General features: G+C 68.0%; 20 protein-coding genes. 10 read left to right on the top strand and 10 right to left on the bottom strand.

Annotation, left to right across the window (positions count from 1 at the left end; all coding sequences use genetic code 11):
- The first annotated feature begins 43 nt into the window (after positions 1-43).
- On the top strand, positions 44-718 hold the full coding sequence (locus LR393_RS28525) for a GntR family transcriptional regulator (RefSeq protein ID WP_231487993.1): 675 nt from the start codon (positions 44-46) through the stop codon (positions 716-718).
- Between the two features lie 154 nt (positions 719-872).
- On the opposite strand, the gene LR393_RS28520 is transcribed toward LR393_RS28525, so the two are convergent.
- Positions 873-1,892 (bottom strand): GlxA family transcriptional regulator, encoded by a 1,020-nt coding sequence (locus LR393_RS28520; protein ID WP_345718911.1) that lies wholly within the window; start codon positions 1,890-1,892, stop codon positions 873-875.
- A 43-nt stretch (positions 1,893-1,935) separates the two neighbouring features.
- On the opposite strand from LR393_RS28520, the gene LR393_RS28515 reads away from it, so the two are divergent.
- From LR393_RS28515 to LR393_RS28505, 3 genes are all read left to right on the top strand, one after another.
- Entirely contained in the window at positions 1,936-2,700 is a 765-nt protein-coding gene (locus tag LR393_RS28515; protein WP_231487991.1) for an NAD(P)H-dependent oxidoreductase, read from the top strand.
- Positions 2,701-2,780: 80 nt separating this feature from the next.
- Positions 2,781-3,176: an ester cyclase gene (locus LR393_RS28510; protein WP_231487990.1), complete on the top strand. Its 396-nt coding sequence runs from the start codon at positions 2,781-2,783 to the stop codon at positions 3,174-3,176.
- Positions 3,177-3,355: 179 nt separating this feature from the next.
- Positions 3,356-4,213 carry an LLM class F420-dependent oxidoreductase gene (locus LR393_RS28505; protein WP_231487989.1) on the top strand — a complete coding sequence of 286 codons (858 nt, stop codon included), beginning with the start codon at positions 3,356-3,358 and terminating at the stop codon, positions 4,211-4,213.
- Positions 4,214-4,259: 46 nt separating this feature from the next.
- Here LR393_RS28505 and LR393_RS28500 read toward each other — a convergent pair whose 3' ends face one another.
- From LR393_RS28500 to LR393_RS28490, 3 genes are all read right to left on the bottom strand, one after another.
- A complete protein-coding gene (locus LR393_RS28500) occupies positions 4,260-4,832 on the bottom strand; it encodes a dihydrofolate reductase family protein (protein WP_231487988.1) in 573 nt (190 codons plus the stop codon).
- 94 nt (positions 4,833-4,926) lie between these two features.
- Complete coding sequence (locus tag LR393_RS28495; protein ID WP_231487987.1) at positions 4,927-5,550, bottom strand: hypothetical protein; 624 nt, start codon at positions 5,548-5,550, stop codon at positions 4,927-4,929.
- 68 nt (positions 5,551-5,618) lie between these two features.
- Positions 5,619-6,494, bottom strand: a complete 876-nt coding sequence (locus tag LR393_RS28490) for an SDR family NAD(P)-dependent oxidoreductase (RefSeq protein ID WP_231487986.1) — start codon at positions 6,492-6,494, stop codon at positions 5,619-5,621.
- 115 nt (positions 6,495-6,609) lie between these two features.
- Between LR393_RS28490 and LR393_RS28485 the strand changes: the two genes are divergently transcribed.
- Positions 6,610-7,269 (top strand): TetR/AcrR family transcriptional regulator, encoded by a 660-nt coding sequence (locus LR393_RS28485; protein ID WP_231487985.1) that lies wholly within the window; start codon positions 6,610-6,612, stop codon positions 7,267-7,269.
- Between the two features lie 626 nt (positions 7,270-7,895).
- On the opposite strand, the gene LR393_RS28480 is transcribed toward LR393_RS28485, so the two are convergent.
- The 3 genes from LR393_RS28480 to LR393_RS28470 are packed head-to-tail and all read right to left on the bottom strand — an operon-like array spanning position 7,896 to position 10,905.
- Positions 7,896-8,726 carry a carbohydrate ABC transporter permease gene (locus LR393_RS28480; protein ID WP_231487984.1) on the bottom strand — a complete coding sequence of 277 codons (831 nt, stop codon included), beginning with the start codon at positions 8,724-8,726 and terminating at the stop codon, positions 7,896-7,898.
- Entirely contained in the window at positions 8,723-9,622 is a 900-nt protein-coding gene (locus tag LR393_RS28475; RefSeq protein ID WP_231487983.1) for a carbohydrate ABC transporter permease, read from the bottom strand. Before LR393_RS28475 ends, LR393_RS28480 begins: the two co-directional genes overlap by 4 nt.
- On the bottom strand, positions 9,622-10,905 hold the full coding sequence (locus LR393_RS28470; protein ID WP_231487982.1) for an ABC transporter substrate-binding protein: 1,284 nt from the start codon (positions 10,903-10,905) through the stop codon (positions 9,622-9,624). Before LR393_RS28470 ends, LR393_RS28475 begins: the two co-directional genes overlap by 1 nt.
- Before the next feature lie 446 nt (positions 10,906-11,351).
- Between LR393_RS28470 and melA the strand changes: the two genes are divergently transcribed.
- A complete protein-coding gene (melA, locus tag LR393_RS28465) occupies positions 11,352-12,665 on the top strand; it encodes an alpha-galactosidase (protein WP_231487981.1) in 1,314 nt (437 codons plus the stop codon).
- 53 nt (positions 12,666-12,718) lie between these two features.
- Here the strand turns inward: melA and LR393_RS28460 are convergent, their stop codons facing one another.
- On the bottom strand, positions 12,719-13,480 hold the full coding sequence (locus tag LR393_RS28460; RefSeq protein ID WP_231487980.1) for a DeoR/GlpR family DNA-binding transcription regulator: 762 nt from the start codon (positions 13,478-13,480) through the stop codon (positions 12,719-12,721).
- A 98-nt stretch (positions 13,481-13,578) separates the two neighbouring features.
- On the opposite strand from LR393_RS28460, the gene LR393_RS28455 reads away from it, so the two are divergent.
- The 3 genes from LR393_RS28455 (at position 13,579) to LR393_RS28445 (ending at position 16,717) form a co-directional block, all read left to right on the top strand.
- Entirely contained in the window at positions 13,579-14,715 is a 1,137-nt protein-coding gene (locus LR393_RS28455) for an SIS domain-containing protein (protein ID WP_231487979.1), read from the top strand.
- Positions 14,712-15,686, top strand: coding sequence for an N-acetylglucosamine kinase (locus LR393_RS28450; protein ID WP_231487978.1), 975 nt, complete (start codon positions 14,712-14,714; stop codon positions 15,684-15,686). Before LR393_RS28455 ends, LR393_RS28450 begins: the two co-directional genes overlap by 4 nt.
- A 200-nt stretch (positions 15,687-15,886) precedes the next feature.
- Positions 15,887-16,717 (top strand): endo alpha-1,4 polygalactosaminidase, encoded by an 831-nt coding sequence (locus LR393_RS28445; protein WP_231487977.1) that lies wholly within the window; start codon positions 15,887-15,889, stop codon positions 16,715-16,717.
- Between the two features lie 63 nt (positions 16,718-16,780).
- Here LR393_RS28445 and LR393_RS28440 read toward each other — a convergent pair whose 3' ends face one another.
- Entirely contained in the window at positions 16,781-17,218 is a 438-nt protein-coding gene (locus LR393_RS28440; RefSeq protein ID WP_231487976.1) for a hypothetical protein, read from the bottom strand.
- A 14-nt stretch (positions 17,219-17,232) separates the two neighbouring features.
- Entirely contained in the window at positions 17,233-18,420 is a 1,188-nt protein-coding gene (locus tag LR393_RS28435) for an FAD-dependent monooxygenase (protein ID WP_231487975.1), read from the bottom strand.
- Positions 18,421-18,583: 163 nt separating this feature from the next.
- Between LR393_RS28435 and LR393_RS28430 the strand changes: the two genes are divergently transcribed.
- The gene (locus LR393_RS28430) at positions 18,584-19,330 is read left to right on the top strand and encodes a TetR/AcrR family transcriptional regulator (RefSeq protein ID WP_231487974.1); all 747 of its coding nucleotides are present in this window, start codon (positions 18,584-18,586) and stop codon (positions 19,328-19,330) included.
- Positions 19,331-19,332: the final 2 nt, after the last annotated feature.

The following is a 19,332-nucleotide window of genomic DNA, read 5'->3' as shown; positions in this document are numbered from 1 at the left end:
TGCCTTTATGGATCCAATCTGGCAAGATATGGATACTGTTGTGATGGAGGAGCGTATGGCCCACCTGCTCGTCGACGAGATCACCGGGCACATCCGCGATCGCATCATGTCCGGCGCGTTGCCGATGGGTAGGCCGATCCGCCCGGCGGAGCTGTCCACGGAGTTCGGCATCAGCCGCACGCCGATCCGCGAGGCACTGCGCCGTCTGCAGAGCGACGGCCTGATCGAGATGCCGCCGAACCGGGCCGCCTGCGTGCGCGTGCCCGCTCCGTGGGAGGTGCGGGAGGCCTACGAGATCCGCGCGCAGCTCGAGGGTCTGGCCACCGCCCGCGCGGCCGGCCGGATGCGCGGGACCGACCTGGACCAGCTGCGCCGGGTGAACCACCAGGCGCACGACCTGACCCCCGGCCAGGCCGGCAGCGCCTGGACCGACCATGCCTTCCACACGCTGATCCTGGACAGCGCCTCGAACGGGCACCTCCGGCGGGCCGTGCGCGACATCGACCAGAGCTTTCCCCGGAACGTGCCGGTGCAGCTGCTGGCCGAGAATCCCCGGCAGCGCGATCAGGCGTTCGGCGCCCACGACCGCATCATCGCCGCCCTGGCCGCCGGTGACGGTGAGACGGCCGCCCAGGAGATGCGTGCCCACGTGATCAAGGTGGGCGAGCACCTGGTGCACTGGTACGAGCGACGCTCGAGCACCGTGTTCCACGGGTAGAAGGGCCCGCACCCCGTCAGTCGTCCAGCGCCGGCCGGCCCGGACGTCAGGCGCCGAAGGCGCTGATCGCGGTCCGGAAGGCGTTCTGCGGGCCGGCACCCTCCGTGCGGTAGTGCCCCGGTCGGCGCGGCGGGCCGGGTCGGCCCCGCTCCGGTCAGGCCGACTGGGAACGACCGCGAAACGTGTTGCGGTAGGCGCTGGGTGAGACCCCGATCTCGGCCTGCAGGTGCAACCGCATCGAGCCGGCAGTGCCGAACCCGGCGGCCTCGGCCACCTCGTCCACCGACAGGTCGCTGCTCTCCAGGAGGGCACAGGCGCGCTCCACCCGCTGTCGCACGAGCCACTGGCCCGGGGAGGTGCCGATCTCGTCGCGGAAGCGCCGGGTGAAGGTGCGGGTGCTGGTCGACTCCTGGGCCGCCAGATCCCGCAGGGTGACGGGGCGGTGCAGGTTCGCCAGGGCCCACTCGCGGGCCCGGGCGGTCGAGGAGATCCGGGGGTCGGGCATGGGCCGGTTCACGTACTGCGCCTGACCGCCGTCCCGATGGGGCGGCACGACGTTGCGGCGGGCCACCTCGTTCGCCACCCGGGCTCCGTGGTCGGCTCGGATCATGTGCAGGCACAGGTCGATACCCGAGGCGGACCCGGCCGACGTGAGCACGTTCCCGTCATCGGTGTAGAGCACGTCGAGGTCGAACAGGACGTCGGGGAACCGCTCGCGAAACTGCTGGGACGAGTGCCAGTGCGTGGTCGCCCGGCGCCCGCTGAGCAGACCGGCCGAGGCCAGCACGAACGAACCCGTGCAGATCGAGGCGATCCGGGCGCCGGGCCGCACCCGCGCCAGGGCGGCGGCCAGCGAGGGGTCCAGAGGGCCGATCGGCGTCTCGTAATCGCTCTGCGCGCCGGGGACCATCACGGTGTCGGCCTCGGCCAGCGCCTGCGGCCCGTGCGCCACGGTGAGGGTGAAGTCGGCGTCCGTACGGATCTCGCCGGGCACGAGCGCGCAGGTCACGACCTCGTAGAGGGCATCGCCGGCGTCCGAGCGGGCGTGACCGAACATCCGGTGCACGAGGCTGAGCTCGAACGGCAGCACCCCGTTGCGGGCCAGCACGGCCACCCGGTGCCGGCCATCCCCTGCGAATACGGCCATGGCCCGATCTTCGCACATGTTGTCCATCGGGCCAGTCGCCATCGGGATCCCACCGTTCGATGATCGGTCCATGAACGTTCTCTGGATCCTGGCCCACCCCGAACCCCGCTCCCTGAACGGTTTTCTCGCCGAGCAGGGGCAGCAGGCCCTGCGCGACGAGGGGCACCGGGTCGAGGTGTCCGACCTCTACGCGATGGGCTGGAACCCCGTCGTCGACACCGCCGGCTACGCCCACGACCCGGCGCAGCGCTTCCAGGTCGCGGCTGCCGCCAAGAAGGCCTACGAGAGTGGCGCACTGAGCGCCGACATCCGCACCGAACAGGAGAAGATCGACCGGGCCGACACCATCGTCCTTCAATTCCCGATGTGGTGGTTCGGGATGCCCGCCATCCTGAAGGGCTGGTTCGAGCGGGTCTGGGTGCAGGGCTACGCCTACGGCCTGCGCGGCCCGAACGGTGAATGGATCGGCTACGGCGACGGGTTCCTCGCCGGCAAGCGCACGCTGACCGTGGCGACCACCGGCGGGTTTGCCGGATTCTTCGGTGAGAGAGGCATTCATGGGTCGATCGACGAGCTGCTCTTCCCCCTGCACCACGGCACCCTGTTCTACGCCGGGGCAAAGGTGCTGCCGCCGTTCCTGATTCACGGGGCCGACCGCTTCACGCCCGAGGAGGGAGAGCAGGCGGCCAAGGAGCTGCGCGAGCGCCTGCTCGCGATCCCGGTCACCGATCCGATCCCCTACCGGACACAGACCGGCGGCGACTACGACAGCCACTTCGTGCTGCGGCCTGAGGTGGCGCCGGGCGTGACCGGTCTGGGCGCGCACGTGGCCTGATCCACCGGTTCCGGGCACCCGCTCCTTGCGGGTGCCCGCCCGGTTGCCGTCACGCCGGGGCCGTGCTGGGCTGCTGCACCATGAGCGACCTGACCGACATCTACCGCAGCTACCTGGATGTGCTGAACGAGCGCCGCTTCCCGGCTCTGGACCAGTACGTCCACGACACGGTCACCTACAACGGCACCCCGCTGACGCGGCAGCAGTACGCGGACCTGATCGAGAACGATGCCCGGGTCATCCCCGACCTGCGTTTCGTACCGGAGCTTCTCACCGCAACGGACGATGTGGTGGCCTGCCGCCTCTGGTTCGACTGCACCCCCGAACACGAGTTCGCCGGCATCACCCCGACCGGCCGGCGCGTCGCCTTCGCCGAGCACGTGTTCTACCGCTTCCGCGACGACCGCATCGAGCAGGTGTGGTCGCTCATCGACGTGGCCGCAGTACGCGACCAGATGCGTAACAGCGACGGTTGACTGGTCGGCGGCCGGCTCCTCCAGGCACCGGCCGCCGCAGGAAGAGTCTTCCCGGAACAGCCTGGGAGAGAGTCCTCCTGACGTGGTGGTGTCGCTACTGCGACTGCGGTAGGCGGTACGGTCGCTACCGTGGGAGAGCGTTCTCACCCGGGGCGTACCCGCACAGGAAGAAGGACTTCATGGAACTTGGTCTGCACATCGCCGACTTCACCTGGACCGGTGGCGCACCCGCCCTCGGCGCGGACCTGGCCCGTCACGTGCGGGAGGCCGAGGCGGGCGGCATCCGCCGGATCACGGTGATGGACCACTTCTGGCAGATCCGCGGCGTCGGCCCGGCCGAGACCGACATGCTGGAGGCCTACGCGGCACTGGGCTTCATCGTCGCCCACACCGAACACGCCCTGCTGCACACGCTGGTCACCGGCGTCACCTACCGCGAGCCCGCCCTGCTGGCCAAGGCCGTCACCACGCTCAACGTGCTCTCCGGCGGCCGGGTCGGCCTGGGCATCGGCGCGGCCTGGAACGACGAGGAGTCACACGGTCTCGGTTTCGCCTTCCCGCCCACCGCGGAGCGGTTCGAGCGGCTGGAAGAGGCGATCCAGGTCTGCCTGCAGATGTGGTCCGGCTCCGAGGAACCGTTCGCCGGTCAGCACTACCGGCTCGACCGGACCCTGAACTCGCCGCAGTCGCTCACCCAGCCCCACCCGTACCTGATGATCGGCGGCGCCGGGGAGAAGAAGACACTGCGGCTCGTGGCCCAGTACGCAGACGCCTGCAACATTTTCGCCAGTCCGGAGGCTGCCCACAAGCTCGAGGTGCTGCGGGGCCACTGCGACACCGTGGGCCGGGACTACGACGCCATCGAGAAGACCACGATCCTGCGCATCGACCCCAGCAGCACGGCCGACGACGTGGTCTCCACCTGCACGAGCATGCGTGAGCTGGGTTTCACCGTCGCCTACGTCTACGCCAGCGGGATCACCGAACGCGAGCGGATCGTCCCCTTGCTCGCCGACGCGCAGGCCCGTCTGAGCTGACCGAGCGGGCCGGACGGTGCCCCGGGCCCCGTCCGGCCTCCTGCGATCAGCGCACGACGTCAAAGATGTTCTTCTGCACCCCGTTGCCGTAGGCCTCGTGCTCGACGAGCTTCAGGTGCTGGGTGTCCTTGTCCGTGTCGCTGAACAGGCGCTTGCCCGCGCCGAGCAACAGCGGGAAGACGAGCAGGTGGTAGCGGTCGATCAGGCCCGCGTCGGACAGGGCGTGGTTCAGATCGGCACTGCCCTGCAACAGGATCGGGCCGCCCTCGCTCTGCTTCAGCTGCGCGACCTCGTCGGGCGAGCGCAGGATCGTGGTCTCACCCCAGTTGGTCGCCAGGTCGGCCTGCGCCAGGGTGGTGGAGACGACGTACTTGGGCATCGCGTTGTAGACGGCGAAGTCGTCCATCGCCGGCCACACCGCACTGAACGCCTCGTAGCTGACCCGCCCCAGCAGCATCGCGCCGGCCTCGGTCTGCTCCTGCCCCTTCATCGCGTAGGCCTCGGGCAGGAACTCGATGTCCTTGAAGGTCCAGCCGGAATTGCGGTACCCGGCCTCGCCCCCGGGAGCTTCCATGACGCCGTCCAGCGAGACGAACGCGGTGCTGATCAGGGTGCGCATACGGGCATTCCTCGAGGTCGGGAGCGGTCCAGGCACCTACGGTAGCGATGATCAGGTCCGCGGCCGGGCTATCACGGCCCGGACCGAAAGAACCTCAGCCGCAGGACAGCGGCTCGGAGGCGTAGTCCACGGGTTGATCACGCATGCCCCAGACGGTCAGCTCCGCGATGTCGCCGTTCCAGGTCAGCCGGTAGGTCCCGAAGGTGATCGGCCGGTAGCCGTCGTCGGCGAAGTAGGAGTTCACCTCACGCGGTGAATGACTTCCGGCGGGAAGTACATAGATCGCGCCCTCCCCCATCAGGAGGACCGAGCGCTCGCCGACGACCACCCGGCAACCGTCGGCGCCGTGCTGTGGCAGCACGGTGTAGGTCGTGAACATGTCGAGGAAGGCGGTGATCAGGAACGCGAGCACCCCTGCTCCGACAGCACACGTCGTGATCGCACCGGCCACGATGCGCCACCGCAGACGACGGGCCCGGTGGCCGCGCCGGGACTCACGGATGTACCAGAGGGCGACCACGAACAGGATGCCCAGGACGAGCAGGCCACCCACCAGATGCCACCGGCGGAGCACCGAGTTCCCGACGACCAGCGGCCCGTCCATGTCCGCGACGATGAAGGCGCTCACGGGAGCGGGCAGGAGGGCCGCCACACCGGCGAGCCAGAGCCCGTCGAATCGCCGTGTGCCCTTCTCGGGTGCGGCTTCCAGAACACTCACGAGTCGGTCATGGTCGCTCGAAAAGCCATGGGCTCACGATAGTTGGCCCGGCCGTTGAGCCTTCGGACTCAGCCCCGCCCTCGCGAGACGGCCGTGAGCGATTCCGTGGCCTCGTTGACGGGGTCGGACGCGCTCACGCTGAGGTCGAACCACCGGGCGTCGGAGGCCGCCAGTTCCTCGCCGACAGCCTTGCCGTACGTCGCGGCGTCGGAGCCCAGCAGGAGGCGCAGCGGTGCGTCCTCCCGTCCGGCGAGCTCCGCGACGATCTCGGCCACCCGCCGCACACCGGTCGGCTCCTGCCCGGAGGACTCCCGCAGCAGGTCGGCGAACCGGCCCACGGTCTGCCGGTACGGGGCGCTGATCTCGGGGACGGTCATCGAGGGACCGGCCCAGTCGGTGCGCATGCCTCCCGGCTCAAGGACCGTGACCTTGATACCGAACGGAGCCACCTCCGCGGCCAGGACCGTGGAGAATCCCCCGACCGCCCACTTCGCGCTCTGGTAGGCGGAAAGACCGACCGTCCCGACCCGGCCACCCAGCGAGGACACCTGGAAGATGTGCCCGCCGCCCTGTTCCCGCAACGCAGGGAGCACGGCCCCCGTGACGTTGACGACGCCGTAGAAGTTGGTCTCCATCTGGGCCCGGAACATGTCCGGCGCCATGTCCTCGAACGCCGCCAGATCACCGTAACCCGCGTTGTTGACCACCACGTCGAGGCGGCCGAAGGCCTTCAGGCCGGCCTGAACCACCTGCTGTGCCTGCTCGGGATCGGTGACGTCCAGAGCCAGTGGCAGGATCCGGTCGCCGTGTTCGGCGGCCAGGTCGTGCAGCTGCGCGGGACGGCGGGCGGTGGCGATCACCCGGTCACCGGCATCGAGGGCATGCCCCACGATCGCCCGGCCCAGGCCGCGGGAACTTCCGGTAACGAGCCAGACCTTCGACACAGTTGCTCTCCTGACGCCGGCGACCAGCCCTTGTGTACCGCCGGTCTCTTGTAGACCGAAGTTACGGTACCGGCGGTCCCGTGTCAACGTACCGACGGTCCTTTAAGATGCCGGGATGACGACCTTCCAGCGGGCACGCAGTGACGAGGCCCGGGAGATCCGTCGCCAGGCGATTCTGAGAACCACCGCCGAGATGCTCGGGGAGCTGTCGGTCGGCGACATCACGCTCAACGAGATCAGCCGCCGTGGTCAGCTCGCCAAATCGTCCATCCTCAAGTACTTCGACTCCCGCGAGGCGATCCTGCTGGAGTTGCTCGACGGCGAGCGCAAGGAGTGGCTCGAAGACCTGGCCAACCGCCCGGGAGCCGAAGGCGCCGCCCTGCCGGACCGTTGCCGCCACCTAGCGGACGTCCTCACCCACTCGCTGCAACCCCGGCGCGTCCTCTGCGATCTGCTCAGTGCCCAGGCGGGCGTCCTCGAGCACAATGTCTCCGCCGACGTGGCCGCGCGTTACAAGCAGGCCGCGATCACCGATGTGAAGACGCTGGCCGCCCTGACCCGCGAGCATCTCCCGGAACTCGACCCGGCTGGGGCCGTTCACCTGTGCGCCGCCGTGACCATGACGATCGGGGCGGTGTGGTCCCATTCCCAGCCCGCCGCCGGGATGCTCGCGGCCTACCGGGCCGATCCGGCGCTCGCCGCGTACCGCATGGACTTCGCCCAGACCCTGCACGGAATACTCAGCCTGCTCATCACTGGCGCCACCGCTTCGTGACGCCTGCGGGTGGGGACGCGACGAATTATCGCTGCCCCACGGGGACATAACGACAGCTGGATCGCGGCCACGTGCATCACTCACGACCTGCCTCTGGCGACGCTGAACGTCAAGGACTACCAGCGCTTCGTCGACCACAACGGACTGCGCTTGATCACGGCCGAACAAGGCTGGTTTCCCACCTACGCCCGATCACGCCAACTTCAGCAAAAGATGGCAACGCCTCGGCCGGCGAGGCTGCGATCTGGTCTTCGATCTCAGGCAGGAACCCCGTCCGGGGCCGTCAGCCTCAGACTTTCCGCATGTTGCGGGGCGTTCAGGCTCCAGGGCTCCTCATCTGGCCAGAGCGCGGAGCTGTACAGGTGTTCTCCGGTGACACCGTCGTGGACGTGCATGACCGTATGCGGATAACTCCGTGACCTACTGATGACCGCAGCTCCCGGGCCGCCCTCCCAGGCGATGACCTCGTCCTCTGCTACTACCGCTCTGGCCCTCGCATCGGTGGCGCATCGGAGGAGGGCGAACTGCAGGCGTTCCTGGAACTCGTCCTCATCGCCGAGCCAGGCGCGGTGCAGGGACTCCAAGCCGGGCAGGAGCACCGGGTCCGTGGGGTATCGCCGGGCAGCCTATTTGATGCCGGTGGTGGCGAGGGAGGCGACGAACCAGCGCTGCCCGACGAGGAAGAGCACCATCAGCGGCAGCTGACTGATCAGGGTGCCGGCCATCAGGACCGGCCAGTTGGTGAAGTGGGCTCCCTGGAAGGACGCCAGGCCGATCTGCACCGTCATGACGTCCGAGGAGGTGTTGACGATGAGCGGCCAGAGGAAGTCGTTCCAGGACGTGAGGAACGTGAGGATCGCCAGGGTGGAGAGGGGCGGGCCCATCAGCGGCAACAGGATGCTGCGCAGGATCCTCAGGCGGCTCGCACCGTCGAGCACGGCGGCTTCTTCCAGCTCGATCGGGAGGGACAGGAAGAACTGGCGCAGCAGGTAGATGCCGAAGGGAGTGACCAGGTTCGGGGCGATCAGGGCGGGGAGGCTGTCGATCAGCCCGAGGTTCCGCATGATCACCAGGCTCGGGATCATCACCACCTGGAACGGCACCATCAGCGTGGCCAGCAGGAGCACGAAGACGACGCCCCGGCCGAAGAACCGGATCCGGGCGAAGGCGTAGGCGGCGAGGCTGCACAGCACCAGGTTGCTGATGACGCAGGCGATCGACACGACCGCGCTGTTGACCAGCCAGCGGTCGAAAGGCCCCTGGTTCCAGGCTTTCGAGAAGTTCGACCAGTGCAGCGCGGATGGTAGACCGGGTGGGAACCGCTGGGTGTCGGCCACGCTCGAGAGGCTGGTCAGCACCATCCAGATCAGGGGGGCGGCCATCACCAGGGCCAGCGGGATCAGCACCAGGTGCCAGGGGCTGGGCCGGCGCGAGACGCGCACCGAGGACTCGCTCATGCCGCACCGCTCTCGTCGTTCGCTCGGGTGAGTCGCATCTGGATCAGCGTGACCAGCACGATCACGACGAACAGCAGGCAGGCCAGGGCACTGGCGTAGCCGGCGTGGAAGTACTGGAACGCCTGCTGGTAGAGGTAGTAGACGACCACCGTGGTCGCGTGCAGCGGGCCACCCTTCGTGGTCACGTAGACCTCGTCGAACAACTGCAGGGCGTTGATGATGAGCCAGGTGGTCAGGAACGCGGTGACGGGACGCAGCTGGGGCACCTGGATCTGCCAGAACGTGCGCACCGGTCCGCACCCGTCCAGGGCCGCGGCCTCCAGCAGGTCTTTCGGAACCGACTGCAACGCCGCCAGATAGATCAGCGCACCGAATCCGATCCAGCCCCAGACCGTCATCGCGACCATGGCGTACAGCGCCTGGTCCGGATCGGAGAAGAAGCCCTGGGCCGGGAGGCCGACCTTCTCCAGAAGCCCGTTGGCCAGTCCGTACTCGGGATCGAGGAGGAAGTTGAAGATGACGCCGGTCGCCACCGTCGAGGTGATCACCGGGACGAACACGGCCAGCCGGTAGATCGAGATCCCCCGGATATTCCGGTTCAGGGCCCCGGCCACCACCAGCGAGCCGACCAGGGTGAGCGGCACGAACAGCACGGTGTAGATCAGGGTGTGCCGCAGCGCCGCGACCAGCACCGGATCACCGAGCATCTGGTCGTAGTTGTGCAGGCCGACCCACTCCGCGGGGGTCTGCAAGTCGTTGCGCTGGAACGACATCGCGAACGACCAGACCAGCGGGACAAGCCCGAACAGGCCGATCAGCAAGACGCTGGGGGCCACCAGCATCCAGCCGGACACATGGTCGGCCGTGCTCCGGCGCCGGGCCCAGGCGGTGATCATCACGAACCGGCCAGCACGGACTGGACGGTCTCGGTGGCGGAGTCGAGCGCCTCCTGCGGCTGGGCCTGACCCAGCAGCACGGACTGCACCATCTCGCCGACCGCCTGCGAAACCTGCGAGTACTCAGGAATGTTGGGCCGGGCGTGCTGGACGTTGTCGAGATTGTCGGTGAATTCCTCGGCGCCCGGATACTTCTTGAGATAGGTGCTGCGGTACTCGGGCAGTTTCGTCTCGGACGTGCGCAGTGGCAGGTCGCCGGTCTGGATCGCGTACTCCAGGTGCACCTTCGGTGAGGTGAGCCAGGTGGTGAACGCCCAGGCCGTGTCGGTCTTGCGGTCCGAGCGGTTGAACATCATGTACAGGTCGGGCCCGGAGATGGATTCGTGGTTGCCGTTGTACCCCGGCAGTCGCACGACCCCGTAGTGAACCTTGTCGAAGCTGCTCAGGTCCCAGGGACCGGTCCACAACATGCCGATCTTGCCGTCGGCGAACAGGTTCGAGTAGTTCTGGTTGCCGGTGTCGAGATAGACCGACCTGTCGGTGACGGCCATGTCGCGCAGCTGGTTCAGGGCGGCGAGCCCGGCCGCGGAGTTGAACGCCGGTTTCTTGTTGTCGGCGGTCAGCAGTTCCCCACCGGCCTGCCACAGCATCGCCAGGTAGCGCCAGACCGTGTCCTCGGTACCGTCGTTGACGTACGACCAGCCGTACACACCGGCCTCCTTGTCGGTCAGGGCGGCGGCTGCCTGCCGGAAGTCCTGCCAGGTCCAGTCCGGGGTGGGCTCGGCGATACCGGCCCGGGCGAAGAGATCTTTGTTGTAGACGAGCGCCAGGTTGTCGACCAATGCCGGCACGGCCACGACCTTGCCGTTCACCGTCGAGGCATCCTTCACCGCGGGGAAGAAGTCGTCCCAGTCCACGGCCGGGTCCTGGGAGCGCTCGGTCAGGTCGGCCAGCCGGGGCTGACGGCTCAGCGGCCCGACCGACGAACCGTACTCGTACGCCACGTCGGGGTAGTTCCCGGCGACGAATCCCGCGGTCGTCTTCTGCAGCACGTCATCGTTCCCGCCGTCGAACACGAGCGTGACCGCCTGGTCGGGATGCTCGGCGTTCCACTGCTTGCCCAGCGCGGTGATCGCTTCGGTCTGCGCACCGGTGTACCCGTGCCAGAGCGTGATCTTCGCCGTCCCGTCGTCGACGTCGCCCGACCCTCCACAAGCACCCAGTGCGACGGCCACCGTCAGCGCACCGGCACAGGTCACTGCGAAACGACCCTGTTGACGCATGAGAACTCTCTTCGCTGGGAGAACGGACGCAGTCACCGTGCCGGGACGCTCGTACCGACCAGACCTCCGGGCCTGAAGGGTGCGCGCATCGGTCTGTACCGACACCATCGAGCTGATTTGCTCATTCAGTGTGCGCAATCTTGCACACGCCCTTCTCGGCCGTCAACGACTGGTTACCTGCCGGAAATCTGGCCGGCCACTCGGCCCACGGCTGCTCACACCGGTTCGGAACAGGGATAATTGAGGACGACGGCGAGACTGCGGACGCGGGTGCGGCCAGGCGGTCGAAGGGGCGCGGAGGTCGATCCGGAGGATTGACGAGGATGCGCATTTCTGATCGTATGTTGCTCACAACGATCAATATCGAGCCGCGAGCAGGCCTGTGGCACTTACCGTCACCCGTCCGCGGTGACGGCATTCGCCCGGGTTCAGAGGAGAACACGTCGATGTCACACGAAAAGCCGGAGCCCGTGGTGTGTTTCGTCGGTGCGGGCTCGGTGGAGTTCACCCGGCAACTGCTGCGCGACCTGGTCTCCGAACCGGAGCTGGCCGGCTGCCGGATCGTTCTGCACGACATCGACCAGCGCCGCCTCGACCTGGCCGAGAAGATCGCCCACGTGACGATCCGGCACCACGGTGCCCGGGCCACGGTGACCGCCACCACCGACCGCCGCCAGGCGCTGGCCGGTGCGGACTTCGTCATCAATGTGGTCAACATCGGTGGCCACGCCGCGACGCTCACCGACTTCGACGTGCCCGAGACGTTCGGGATCCGCCAGACCATCGGCGACACCCTCGGCGTCGGCGGGATCTTCCGGGGCCTGCGCACCTTCCCCTTCCTGGCCGCCCTCGCGCAGGACATGCTCGATGTCTGCCCGCAGGCCTGGCTGCTGAACTACACCAACCCGATGGCGATGAACGTCGCCTACCTCAAGGCGGTGGCCCCCGACCTGAAGGTGCTGGGGCTGTGCCACTCCGTCTACTGGACCATCCACGACCTGAGCGCGCTGGTGGGCGCGCCGCTGGACGAGGTCACCTTCCGCAGCGCCGGCGTCAACCACCAGGCCTGGGTGCTGGAGTGGCAGCACAACGGTGAGGACCTGTACCCCCGGCTGGACGCGCTGATCGCGAACGACGAGCAGCTGCGCCGCCGGGTGCGCGTGGACATGTACCGCCGCCTGGGCTTCTACCCGACCGAGACCAGCGAGCACTCCTCCGAGTACGTGCCCTGGTACCTGCACGACGAGTCCGAGATCGAGCGCCTGCGCATCCCGCTGCGCGACTACGTGGGGATCAGCGCCGGCAACGCCGGCCAGGTGGCCCAGCTGGAGGCGTCGATCGACGCCGGCGAGTACACCGAACCCGAGGAGGAGGCCGCCGAGTACGCACCGCAGGTCATTCACTCGATCGTCACCGGCCGGCCCCGGGTGATCCAGGTGAACACCGTGAACACCGGGCTGATCACGAACCTGCCGGCCGGGGCGCCGGTCGAGGTCCCGTGCGTGATCGATGCCCAGGGTGCCCGGCCGCTGTACGTCGGTGAGCTGCCGCCCCAGTGCGCGGCGCTCAACCGCTCGGTGCTGAACGTCGCCGACCTGACCGTGCGGGCAGCCGTCGAGGGCCGCCGTGACCACGTCGTCCAGGCCCTGATGTGCGACCCCGCCACCTCGGCGCAGTTGCCCGTCGGCCGGATCGCCGATCTGGCCGAGGCGATGTTCGCCGCGCACGCCGATCTGCTGCCGGCCTCACTCCAGGCCTGAAGAGCCTGGTGAAGCGCCTGGTGAAGCGCCTGGTGAAGCGCCTGGTGAACAGGTCAGACCTGGTGTACCCGCAGACCGGCCCGGCGCAGCTCGGCGACCGCGTCGGGGTCGGCCGTGGAATCGGTGACCAGGTCGGAGACCGCGGTGATCTCACTGATCCGGGCGAAGCAGCGGCGGCCGACCTTGGTGCCGTCCGCGACCACGATCACCATCTCGGCGGAGAGCAGCATGGCCCGGTTGGTCTGGGCCTCCACCTCGTGGTGCGTGGTCAGGCCGACACGGGCGCTGATGCCGTCCACACCGATGACCGCGACATCCGGATTCAGCCCGCTCAGGGTCGCCTCGGCGATCGGGCCGATCAGCTCGTAGGACTCGGCCCGGGCGCTGCCGCCGCACACCACCAGGTCGATGTGCGTGCGGACGGCCAGTTCCGAGGCGATGTTCAGCGCGTTCGTCACCACGCGCAGCCGCGGCCGGGTGACCAGCACCCGAGCGACCTCGGTGGTGGTCGAGCCGCCGTTCAGGGCCACCGACGTGACCTCGGCCGGGATCAGCTCCGCGGCCCGCAGGGCGATCAGGCGTTTGGCATCCTGGCGCCGTCCGCCGCGATACTTCATCGGCAGCTCGTACAGCACCCCACTCGCGACAGCGCCGCCGTGAGTGCGGGTGAGCAGGTTCTGCTCCTCCAGCCGGGCCAGGTCACGCCGGACGGAGGCCTGCGAGACCTCCAGCTCCCGGGCCAGCTCCGGCACCCCGACGGTGTTCTGGCGGCTGAGGCGCTCCAGGATGAGGCCCAGCCGATCTTCCTGACGCATCTGCCCACCCTAGTTCATCGTGATCACAAACGCGCAGATGCCTGCGCATTTCGCGCACGGCCACCCTCCTCGCCCCCACCACACCGAAAGGACTCCCGATGAGTTCCGAAGACCTGAGCGCCCTGGGCGCCGCGTCGACCGCCGAGGAGATCACCCACCAGCCGGCCGTCTGGCGCCTCCTCGCCCAGGACCTCCAGGAGCGGGCGGACACCGTCCGTGCCTTCCTGGAACCGCTGCTGAGCCGGGCCGATCTGCGGATCGTGCTGACCGGAGCGGGCACCTCGGCCTACGCCGGGCAGGTCCTGGCGCCGGGCCTGAGCCGCACCCTGTCCCGTCGCGTCGACGCCGTGCCGACCACCGACATCGTCAGCCATCCCCAGCAGATCTTCGCCGAAGACGTCCCCACCCTCCTGGTCTCCTTCGCCCGCTCCGGCGACAGCCCGGAAAGCCTGGCCGCCGTGCAGTTCGCCGAGAGCCAGCTCTCGGACGTCCACCACCTCGTCCTCACGTGCAACCCGGACGGCGCCCTGGCCCGGCAACGGCCGGAGCGCTCGCTGGTTCTCGTCATGCCCGAGGGCACCAACGACCGCGGCTTCGCGATGACCTCCAGCTTCACCAGCATGCTGCTGGCCTGCCGGATCGTGCTGGGTGGGAACACCGGCCGGATGGAACACGCCGCCCGCGCCGCCGAGCAGGTGCTGTCGGTCATGAGCGGCCCGGACGGCCTGGCCGCCCAGCTGGCCGCACGCGAGTTCGAGCGCGTGGTCTACCTCGGCAGCGGCGCCCTCACCGGCCTGGCCCGCGAATCCGCGCTCAAGCTCACCGAACTCACCGCCGGTGCGGTGCCCACCTGGGCCGAGTCGGCCCTCGGGTTCCGGCACGGACCCAAGGCCGTGCTCACCGGTTCCACCCTGGCGCTGGTCTACCTCTCCAACGACCCCTACACCCGCCTGTACGACGAGGACATCGTCACCGAACTGCGCACCCAGCTGGGCAGTTCGCAGGTACTCGTCATCGGTGCGTCCGCTCCCCGCGACGCCACCGGGCTGACTCTGGTGCCGGACGGTCTCGGAGCAGTGGACGACGCAGTGCTCGCCGCGGTTTTCGTGGTGGCCGCTCAGGAACTGGCCCTGCGCTTCTCCCTGGCCCACGGAATCGGCTCGGACAACCCTTTTCCCGGCGGCCAGGTGAACCGGGTCGTCCAGGGCGTGACCCTGCACCCGCTCCCCGCATGAGCCGGCGACTGTTCCTCGGCATCGACGGCGGCGGCACCAAGACCGCACTGTGTCTGGCCGACGAGGAGGGCACGGTGCTGGCCGGGAGCCGGATCGGCAGCGTGTACAGCGTGGGTCCCGACCGGCTGACGCACATGGCCACCGTGTTGCACGAGGGCGTGACCGACATCTGCCGCAGTGCCGGATTATCCCCGCAAGAAATCACTTTCGCTTTCCTCGGTCTGCCCGGCTTCGGCGAGGACAAGGCCGACGTCCCGATCATCGAAGGCCTTCCCCGCTCGGTGCTCGGGCACGACCGGTACCGGTGCGACAACGACACGGTGTGCGGTTGGGCCGGCTCACTGGCCGGGGCCGACGGCATCAACGTGATCAGTGGCACCGGGTCGATCACGTACGGACGACGCGGTGGCCAGGGCGTCCGGGTCGGCGGATGGGGTGAGGTCTTCGGTGACGAAGGATCCGGCTACTGGCTCGGAGTGCACGCGCTGCGAATCTTCTCGCAGATGAGCGACGGCCGGGCCGAGCCCGGCCCCCTGCTGCCGATCCTGCGCGAGCACCTGGGTCTGGACGACGACCTGGACCTGGTCGGGCTGGTCATCAACGAGTGGAACGCCGACCGGACCCGGATCGCGTCCCTCTCGAGGCCCCTGGTCGAGGCGGCCCGGGCCGGTGACCAGTCCGCGCGGGCCCTGATCGCCGAGGCCGGCACCGAACTCGCCCGGTTGGTGAGAACGACCGCCCGCCGTCTGGGATTCGATGCCGGGGAACCGTTCCCGGTGTCCCACTCCGGAGGTGTCCTGGGAGTGCCCGAGGTGTACGAGGCATTCGCGCGAGAACTGGAACCGGTCGGCTGTGAGCTGAAGACCCCGATCCTGTCGCCGGTTCTGGGGGCGGTCCTGCATGCCGCCCAGCTGGCCGGGCACCCGATGACACCGGCGGCGCTGGAGAGCCTACGCCGGAACGGGGATTAAATTATTCCCAAATGCACGTAGATCAACAGTTTCTGGGTATCCCTGACAGTCATCTGTGCATAGGCTTTCCCCAGTTTCGTGGAGAGCCCAGCCGGCGGAGGATGCGTCACCGAGCATCCTTCGGCCCGGCCCGGTCGCCAGAGAATCACTCGAGGCGGGGTATCCACAGCAGGGACACGAACATGCGTCTTTTCTCGTCAATGCGCTCCCGATTCGCACTCGCCGGGGCCGCCGGGGTGGTCGTCCTGGTCGGCGGCCTGAGTTTCGTCTCGGCCGGCTCGGCCTCCGCCGCCGTCGTCAAACCGCCCGTCAACGGCCAGTTCGACTACCAGATCGGCGGCGCGTACACCCCCGCCGCCAGCGTGCAGATCGTCGACCGTGACCGCTCCCAGAAGCCGGTCAGCGGCAAGTACAACATCTGCTACGTCAACGCGTTCCAGACCCAGCCCGACGACAGGTCGTGGTGGTCGACCAACCACGCGGACCTGCTGGTGAAGAAGTCGAACGGCTCATTGCTGGTCGACCCGGACTGGCCCGACGAATATCTGATGGACATCTCCACCGCGGCCAAGCGCGATGCCCTGATGGCGATCGTCGGCCCGTGGATCGACGGCTGTGCGACCTCGAAATTCCAGGCGGTCGAGCCCGACAACATCGATTCCTACACCCGCTCGAACGGCGTCCTGACCCAGACGAATGCCATCTCCTGGGCTACCGCCCTGGCCTCCCGGGCTCACGCCAAGGGCCTGGCGATCGCCCAGAAGAACACCGCCGAACTGGGCTCCCTCGGTCGCGACACGGCCAAGTTCGACTTCGCCATCGCTGAGGAGTGCAACGTCGCGGACTACAACGAGTGCGGCGACTACCAGGCCGTCTACGGCAACAACGTGATCGAGATCGAGTACACCGACAACGCGAAATCGGCCTACACGAAATCGTGCTCGACGCGTGGCAGCGCCATCTCCATCATCCTGCGCGATCGTGAGGTCGTCCCGGCCGGAAACTCCGCCTACCACTACGAGTACTGCTGACCGCACGGAATCGAACGAACGGTGCGTCGTCGCATCCGCATCGGCGGCGCACCGTCTTTCACGTCATGCCCGTCCCCGTCGCACCACCCGCGCGTTCCGGAAATACCTACGCACCGTGCGGCGTGACAACAGCACCATGGCTGTCAGGGTCAGCAGGATGCTTCCCGCCTGGAGCACGCTGATGACGATCAGGCCGGCGGAGAGTGATTCCACCAGTCCGAGGCCCCGGAGCGTGACACCGACCACGCTGAGCAGAAGGTAGAGGATCCAGGCCCAGGTAGCTCCTGCGGTGATGAAGACCGTCAGGACCGCCGGGAGGATGACCGTGATGACCTGTCCCACGATCAGGGGCACGATCTCCGACCGGTACTGCTCGAAGTACAGCGTGACGATGAAGACGACAGCCATGATGCCGAGTACCACGACGGCCCAGATGCACGCCGTGGCGGCGAGTACCGGCGCCGGTGGCCGTGCCGACGACCTGGTCGCTTCAGATGACATGGAACCTCCGGAGATCATGCGGGGCACGGGTCGTCTCCTTGCGGATCAGTGGGCTTCGCCCAGGGGTCGTAATTTTCGAGGGTGATGCCGGAAGCCGGGCGGTCGAGGAGCTTCAGTAGCGGCTCGGCCAGCCCGAGCACGGTGAAGAGCAGATTGCGGGCATAGATCCCGCTCCAGGTTCTGGGAACGAGAAGCCTCGCCGCGTTGACTTTTTGGGATACCCGAACGTGGTCGCGACAGTTTTCCTGGTAGGCCGCGAATGCCACGGCATGATCGCCGCCCGCTTGAGCCAGCTCTCCGGCCAGGACATACGCCCCGACCAGGGCCAGTCCCGTGCCGTAACCGCCGAGGGTGTTGCCCCAGGCGGAGTCGCCCACCAGGACGATCCGCCCGTGCGACCAGTTCCCGACCACGGCGCGACTGACGGAGTCCATGAAGAACCCGGTCGCGCCGGGTAGTTGCGCGACGAGCTCGGGGATACGCCAACGGCCGTTGCGCAGTGCGGTCGCCGTCTGCCGCTTCTGAAGGTCGACGTCACCACGGGCGGACGGCAGGACAGGTGAGGCGAAGGCCAGGAAGGCGGGCGCCTTGGTCGCCCCCAGAGTCACCATCAGGCCGGGCTGGCTGTAGGAGACGATCTCGGGTCCGACATCAAGGTCGGCCAGGACGTAGTAGGCCCCCAGGTGCGAGACGTAGTCGCGTTCGGGGCCGAAGACGAGCCGGCGGACCGTGGAGTGCATGCCGTCCGCCCCGACGACCAGATCGAACGTTCGCGGTTCACCCGCCCGGAAGGTGACATCCACACCGTGCGGCATCTCGGCCAGAGTGGCGATGGAATCATCGAAAAGGTACTCGCAGTCTCTTTTCGTGCGCTCGTACAGGATGGCGACGAGGTCGCCGCGAGGGATATTGACATCCCCGGCGCCCAACGCGCCCGGGATCCGGCCGACTCTGCGGCCGGAGGCGTTGACGATCGCCACATCCGCATCACGGACGTCGGCATCCCGAACGGCGCTGAAGATGCCCATCTTTCGCAGGATGGACATCTGAACCGGGCCCTTGAGATCAACCGCCTGACCACCGGCGCGCAGTGCCTGGGCCTGCTCGACGACGGTGACCTGGAACCCGTAGCGGTTCAGCCAGTACGCCAGAGTCAGGCCGGCGATGCCGGCACCGGAGATCAGGATACGAGAACGGTTCATCAGCAGGCTCCTGAAGCATGGCCGCGACCGGGGGTCCAGCTGCGGACATCGAGTGAGGTGATCGGTGGGCCGACCGGGCGTCGCGGTCGCAGCTCCCGACCGCTTCATGAAGTGAATATTTACCTAGTCGGTAAAATTACGCAACCCGTAGTAGATTGCCTCCATGACTGCACCTCCCTCCCCGAGACGTCCCGGGGCCACCACTCAGGGGTTGAGAGAACTCAAGAAACTGCGCATGCGCCGGCTGATCTCCGATACCGCGACGAGGATGTTCCTCGAGCGGGGGTTCGACGAGGTCCGGGTGGCCGACATCGCCCGGGCCTGCGAGGTCTCGGAAAAGACCGTGCACAATTACTTCCCGAGCAAGGAAGCGCTCGTGCTGGACGAGGAGGAGGGGCTGGCCGAGGCCGTGCGCGCCGCCGCTTCCGACCCGGACAGATCGCCGGTCGAGGCCATGCTCGTGGTCCTGCTGGACCGGACTCGCGAGCTCGCTGACAGCAAGAACGCACACGAGGGAATGACGGCCATGGCTGCCGCTCGGCAGTTCTTCGACCTCGTCGAGCAGACACCGTCGCTGCGGGCCCATCACCGCGACAGTGTCGACCGGCTCGTGACGGTCGCCGCCGACGGCCTGGCCCGGCGCACCGGAGAACCTGTCACCAGTCCGGAGATACAGGTGACGGCCTACGCTTTGATCTCCCTGTGGCGTGTGCAGACCCAGTCCCTGCACCACCACGCCCGCAATGCGCAAACGCCCCAGCAGGTCGCGCAGCGGGTCCGCACCGATGTGCAACGAGCCGCCCAGTTGGTCGACATCGGTCTCGCTCCCTTCTGGCAGAACCACCTACAGCTCGGCGACGACCAGCCTGCACCCGATGCCCCCGACACCGCGGATCACCCCGCCCGGTGACA

It is taken from the genome of Kineosporia mesophila (assembly GCF_021129235.1).
In the GTDB taxonomy this organism is placed as follows: Bacteria; Actinomycetota; Actinomycetes; order Actinomycetales; family Kineosporiaceae; genus Kineosporia; species Kineosporia mesophila.
Note: the sequence above shows the minus strand (reverse complement) of the source record. Positions and strands in the feature narration are given on the sequence as shown.

Coding starts and splice junctions, on each gene's coding strand:
- LR393_RS28435 (WP_231487975.1), bottom strand. CDS start 18,420: ATGAACCGTTCTCGTATCCTGATCTCCGGTGCCGGCATCGCCGGCCTG.
- LR393_RS28505 (WP_231487989.1), top strand. CDS start 3,356: ATGGAACTTGGTCTGCACATCGCCGACTTCACCTGGACCGGTGGCGCA.
- LR393_RS28450 (WP_231487978.1), top strand. CDS start 14,712: ATGAGCCGGCGACTGTTCCTCGGCATCGACGGCGGCGGCACCAAGACC.
- LR393_RS28525 (WP_231487993.1), top strand. CDS start 44: ATGGAGGAGCGTATGGCCCACCTGCTCGTCGACGAGATCACCGGGCAC.
- melA (WP_231487981.1), top strand. CDS start 11,352: ATGTCACACGAAAAGCCGGAGCCCGTGGTGTGTTTCGTCGGTGCGGGC.
- LR393_RS28510 (WP_231487990.1), top strand. CDS start 2,781: ATGAGCGACCTGACCGACATCTACCGCAGCTACCTGGATGTGCTGAAC.
- LR393_RS28455 (WP_231487979.1), top strand. CDS start 13,579: ATGAGTTCCGAAGACCTGAGCGCCCTGGGCGCCGCGTCGACCGCCGAG.
- LR393_RS28515 (WP_231487991.1), top strand. CDS start 1,936: ATGAACGTTCTCTGGATCCTGGCCCACCCCGAACCCCGCTCCCTGAAC.
- LR393_RS28445 (WP_231487977.1), top strand. CDS start 15,887: ATGCGCTCCCGATTCGCACTCGCCGGGGCCGCCGGGGTGGTCGTCCTG.
- LR393_RS28480 (WP_231487984.1), bottom strand. CDS start 8,726: ATGAGCGAGTCCTCGGTGCGCGTCTCGCGCCGGCCCAGCCCCTGGCAC.
- LR393_RS28460 (WP_231487980.1), bottom strand. CDS start 13,480: ATGCGTCAGGAAGATCGGCTGGGCCTCATCCTGGAGCGCCTCAGCCGC.
- LR393_RS28500 (WP_231487988.1), bottom strand. CDS start 4,832: ATGCGCACCCTGATCAGCACCGCGTTCGTCTCGCTGGACGGCGTCATG.
- LR393_RS28430 (WP_231487974.1), top strand. CDS start 18,584: ATGACTGCACCTCCCTCCCCGAGACGTCCCGGGGCCACCACTCAGGGG.
- LR393_RS28470 (WP_231487982.1), bottom strand. CDS start 10,905: ATGCGTCAACAGGGTCGTTTCGCAGTGACCTGTGCCGGTGCGCTGACG.
- LR393_RS28485 (WP_231487985.1), top strand. CDS start 6,610: ATGACGACCTTCCAGCGGGCACGCAGTGACGAGGCCCGGGAGATCCGT.
- LR393_RS28520 (WP_345718911.1), bottom strand. CDS start 1,892: ATGGACAACATGTGCGAAGATCGGGCCATGGCCGTATTCGCAGGGGAT.
- LR393_RS28475 (WP_231487983.1), bottom strand. CDS start 9,622: ATGATCACCGCCTGGGCCCGGCGCCGGAGCACGGCCGACCATGTGTCC.
- LR393_RS28440 (WP_231487976.1), bottom strand. CDS start 17,218: ATGTCATCTGAAGCGACCAGGTCGTCGGCACGGCCACCGGCGCCGGTA.